General features: G+C 73.4%; 5 protein-coding genes and 1 pseudogene. 3 read left to right on the forward strand and 3 right to left on the reverse strand.

Translation table 11 applies throughout. The features are described 5' to 3' along the window. Both C1I92_RS32670 and bcp read right to left on the reverse strand, forming a co-directional pair. A pseudogene (locus tag C1I92_RS32670) lies at window positions 1–766 on the reverse strand (hypothetical protein); the annotation flags it as partial. Beyond that, window positions 763–1,242, reverse strand: coding sequence for a thioredoxin-dependent thiol peroxidase (bcp, locus tag C1I92_RS32675; RefSeq protein WP_233507561.1), 480 nt, complete (start codon window positions 1,240–1,242; stop codon window positions 763–765). The gene bcp and the pseudogene C1I92_RS32670, both read right to left, overlap by 4 nt. A gap of 51 nt (window positions 1,243–1,293) precedes the next feature. Here bcp and C1I92_RS32680 point away from each other — a divergent pair, with 51 nt between their 5' ends. The 3 genes from C1I92_RS32680 to C1I92_RS32690 are packed head-to-tail and all read left to right on the forward strand — an operon-like array spanning window position 1,294 to window position 3,155. Beyond that, window positions 1,294–1,629, forward strand: coding sequence for a DUF3618 domain-containing protein (locus C1I92_RS32680; protein ID WP_111258797.1), 336 nt, complete (start codon window positions 1,294–1,296; stop codon window positions 1,627–1,629). A gap of 51 nt (window positions 1,630–1,680) precedes the next feature. Then, entirely contained in the window at window positions 1,681–1,977 is a 297-nt protein-coding gene (locus tag C1I92_RS32685; RefSeq protein WP_111258799.1) for a GroES family chaperonin, read from the forward strand. 11 nt (window positions 1,978–1,988) lie between these two features. Next, complete coding sequence (locus C1I92_RS32690; RefSeq protein ID WP_199521828.1) at window positions 1,989–3,155, forward strand: FUSC family protein; 1,167 nt, start codon at window positions 1,989–1,991, stop codon at window positions 3,153–3,155. 10 nt (window positions 3,156–3,165) lie between these two features. Here C1I92_RS32690 and C1I92_RS32695 read toward each other — a convergent pair whose 3' ends face one another. Further along, window positions 3,166–4,104 carry an endonuclease domain-containing protein gene (locus C1I92_RS32695; RefSeq protein ID WP_111258798.1) on the reverse strand — a complete coding sequence of 313 codons (939 nt, stop codon included), beginning with the start codon at window positions 4,102–4,104 and terminating at the stop codon, window positions 3,166–3,168. Between the last annotated feature and the right edge of the window lie 163 nt (window positions 4,105–4,267).

Below are 4,267 nucleotides of genomic sequence, written 5' to 3' on the forward strand. Positions count from 1 at the left end.
GGGTCCGCTTGGGCAGCGGCCGCTTCGGCAGCGGCGTGACGGTCGCGACCTTCTCCTTCTCCGGCTCCTTCTCGACGGACTCGGTCTCGGGCGCCGGCTCCTTCTCCGCGGGCTTCTCCGGCGGGACGGCGCGCAGCTCCCGCTTGCGCCGTCGCCGCCGCAGCCAGATCAGCAGCACCCCGGCGCCGACGAGCAGCAGCCCGCCGGCCCCGACCAGCACGCCGGTCACGAAGATCCCGTCCACCTCGGCGCCGAAGCTCAGCTCGGCGGCCAGCGGCTCGCCCGACGCCGACGGCGCCATGACGACGACGCGGACCGGCTCGTCGGTCAGCTCGTACGCGACGCCGCGCCAGCCGGACCCGGACGCGCTCGCCTCCCACCAGTCCAGGTCGCCGGGCGGGGCCAGCGGCGCCGGCGAACCCGGCTCCGACGACGACGTCACCTCGCCGCGCAGGTCCGCCGCCGTCACCGTCTGCCGCGCCACGCCGTCGAGGTAGGAGTCGACGTGGATGCGGTGCGCGACGCCGACGAACACGTCGCCGCCGGCGGTGTCGCGGGCGGTGACGTGCAGGATGGGGCCGGTGACCGTCGCGATGCCCACGTCGGTCACCGCGACCGAGCCGTCGCCGCTCACCTCATCGCGCGCGTACTCGACGGTGTCGTCGGGGCCGATGTAGATCGCCGTCGCCGCCCCGGCGAGCAGCAGTGGCGTGCCGAGGACGATCAGCGCGACGGCGAGGACGGTGCGCAGGCGGGCGCGTTTCACGCCGCGTCGAGCCCCAGGTCGCGCCGGAGCTTGGCGACGTGCCCGGTCGCCTTGACGTTGTACATGGCCTTCTCGACCTTGCCGTCGGCGTCGATGACGAACGTCGACCGGATGACGCCCTGCACGACCTTGCCGTACAGCTTCTTCTCGCCGTACGCGCCGTATGCCTCCAGCGTCGTGCGGTCGGCGTCGGAGAGCAGCGGGAACGTGAGGTGGTCGCGCTCGCGGAACTGCGCCAGCTTGTCAGGCGCGTCCGGCGAGACGCCCAGCACGGCGTACCCGGCGCCCTGCAGCGAGGCGAGGCTGTCGCGGAAGTCGCAGGCCTGCGTGGTGCAGCCCGGCGTCATCGCGGCCGGGTAGAAGTAGACGACGACCCGCTGCCCCCGGTAGTCGGCGAGGGAGACGGGCTTGCCGTCGGCGTCGGGAAGCGTGAACTCGGGCGCGGCGTCGCCCGGGGAGAGTCGCGAGTCAGTCACGTTCACACCGTATCCATACGCCCGGCGGAGTCGCATCGGTACGGTAGTTCCGTGTCCGCCGCGGAGCAGAACCCGTCCGAGTCCGTGCTGCCGGCGTCCCGGCAGCCGATGCCGATGGCCCCCGAGGTGCAGGCCGAGCTGGACAAACGCGGCCGCAGCGCCCGCCAGATCGAGAGCGACATCGCCGCCCGCACCGAGCGGTTGTCGGCCAACATCGACGAGCTGACGGCGCGCCTGTCGCCGTCGCGGCTGGTGAAGGACACGACGGCGGGCCTGCGGGCGCGCGTCACGACGCCGGAGGGCAACCCGCGGCTGGAGGTGCTGGGCGCCGTCGCCGGTGCCGCGCTGGTCATCGGGCTGCTGCTGTGGCGGTCTCGCCGGCACTGACTACGCTCTACTGTTGTGACCGCCCAGGACCCCGAGAAGCTGCCCATCCGGATGCTGCACGACCGCGTGCTGGTGTCGCAGGACGGAGAGGACGGCGAGCGGCGCTCGACCGCCGGCATCGTCATCCCCGCGACCGCCGCGATGGGACGGCGGCTGGCGTGGGCCCGGGTCGTGGCGGTCGGCGCGAACGTGCGCACCGTCGAGGTCGGCGACCGCGTGCTCTACGACCCGGAGGAGAAGGCCGAGGTCGAGGTGCGCAGCGAGACGTACCTGCTGCTGCGCGAGCGTGACCTGCACGCCGTCGCGTCCGAGCGGCTCACCGACGGCCAGACCGGCCTCTACCTGTAGCCGGCCGCGCCGTGTCCGGACCGCCCGACGGGACGCCGGCGCAGCGCCGCGAGGAGGCGCTCGAGGCGCTCGCGCAGCGGTCCAGGGAGAGCGCCGGCACCCGGCTGCGACGGGTGCGGCTCACCGCGCTGCCGATCGTGCAGTCGGCGCTCGGCGCCGCCGTCGCCTGGTGGCTGGCGACGATCCCGCCGATCGACCACCCGCAGCCGTTCTTCGCCCCGATCTCGGCGCTGATCGTCCTCGGCGGCGGGCTGGGGCAGCGGCTGCCGCGGGTGCTGGAGCTGGTCGGCGGCGTGGCGGTCGGCGTGCTGGTCGGCGACCTGCTGGTGTCGTGGATCGGCGGTGGCGTGGCGCAGCTGGCGCTCGTCGTCGCGCTGGCGATGGTCGCGGCGCTGCTGATCGACGGCGGCCCGCTGATCGTCACCCAGGCCGGCGCGTCCGCCGTCCTCGTCGTCGCGCTGGCGCCGGCCGACCCGACCGGCCTGAACCTGGATCGGTTCATCGACGCGCTCGTCGGCTGCGGCGTCGGGCTGGCGATCAGCGTCCTGCTGCTGCCGCTGAACCCCGTCTCGGCCGCGCGCCGGCAGATCGACCCGCTGCTGACCACCGTCGCGGAGGTGCTGGAGTCGGCCGCCCAGGCGCTGGCCGGACGCGACCGGGCGGCGGCCGCTCAGGCGCTGGAGCGGGCCCGTGAGACCCAGGCCGACGTCGACGCCATGCACTCGGCGCTGGAGGGCGCGAACGAGGTCGCCCGGATCGCGCCCGTCCGCTGGCACAAGCGCGGCCACCTCGCCGCCTACCTCGACGTCGCCACGCCGCTGGACTACATGACCCGCAACGTCCGGGTGCTGTGCCGCCATGTCATCAGCCTGCTGCAGCGCGACGAGCCGGTGCCGAGGGTGCTGCCGCAGTCGCTGCGGGCGCTGGCCGGCGCCGTCCGGCTGCTGCGCATCGACCTCGAACGCGGCGACGAGCCGCGCGAGGCCCGGGTGTCGGCGATCGAGGCCGCCCGGATGGCGACCGAGGCGCTGGAGCACACCGGCGGCTTCGCCGGCCAGGTGGTGATCGCGCAGGTCAGGTCGCTGGCGATGGACGTCCTGCTGTCGACCGGCCTGACCCGCGACGAGGCGCAGGAGCTGCTGCCGATCCTCCCCGAAGGCCCCGTCAGCTACGGCTGAGCAAAGTTGATCATGGAGAAGTCGGGCTTCCCGACGCCGGGAAGCCAGACTTCTCCATGATCAACTTGGTGCGGAGGTCGAAGTGGCGGCGGATCCGCTCGACCGTGCGACCTGGGTGACGATGGACGTCGTCGGCGGTGAGCGGGATGACCACCCAGCCGGCGTCGCGGAGGTGTTCGTCGCGGAACCGGTCGCGTCGCCATTGCCGCTGGTCGGTGCGGTGATGGTCGCCGTCGTACTCGATGGCGATGCGCAGCCGCGGATAGGACAGGTCCGGCCGGGCGAGCCAGGCGCCGGTGCGGTCGACGACGTTCACGCCGATCTCGGGACACGGCAACCCGGCGTCGACGATGAGCAGGCGGACCCGCGTCTCCATGGGCGAGTCGACGCCGAGCCGGATCAGCCGCAGCGCCTCGCGGGCGCGGACGATGCCGCGGTGGCGCGGCAGCCCGGCGACCTCGTCGTGCAGGTGGTCGGACGTGGACCAGCGGCGCAGGATCGCGTCGCCGAGCACGACCAGATCGCTGCGCCGCCAGGTCGCTGCGACGTGGACGAACGTCCGCTCCGGCCGGACGACGGGAAGCCCGTGCACCTCGACGACCGTGGCCGGGTCGAGCCCGGTGTGGCCGTCCATCCCGGCCACCTGTGGCACGACGGCGCCGGGCGGCACGATGACGTCGAGGTCGCCGTCGAACGCCGGCACCGGCAGATCGCACAGCAGCGCCGCGGTCTCGTGGCTGAAGGCGGCGTCGCGGGGTAGCGCGAGCCGAGCCGCCCGGCACGTCGTGACGAAGGACTCCGGCAGCGACGCGGGGACGCGTACGCCCCGGAACGGCCGCCGGAACCGCGGCCCGTCGAGGAGGTCGACCGCCAGGCCGGCCGATGTCGCGTCGCGGACGCGAAACGGCCGCGAGCAGAACGGCTCCGGAACCCTGGGTCGGCGTGGCATCGTCCGATCATGACCCGAACCGGATGATCGTCCCGAACGTTATCCACAGCCCCGCCCGGAGCCGCAGTTGATCATGGAGAAATCGGCCATCCTGGCGCCGGGAAGCCCGACTTCTCCATGATCCTGTCTCTGATACACATCTGAGGCTGCCGACGACTTAATA

The sequence above is a fragment of the Jiangella anatolica genome (genome assembly GCF_003236295.1).
GTDB lineage: Bacteria > Actinomycetota > Actinomycetes > Jiangellales > Jiangellaceae > Jiangella > Jiangella anatolica.

Excerpts from the sequence above, each read along its gene's own strand:
- C1I92_RS32685 (WP_111258799.1), top strand. The coding sequence starts at position 1,681 with ATGCTGCACGACCGCGTGCTGGTGTCGCAGGACGGAGAGGACGGCGAG.
- C1I92_RS32695 (WP_111258798.1), bottom strand. The coding sequence starts at position 4,104 with ATGCCACGCCGACCCAGGGTTCCGGAGCCGTTCTGCTCGCGGCCGTTT.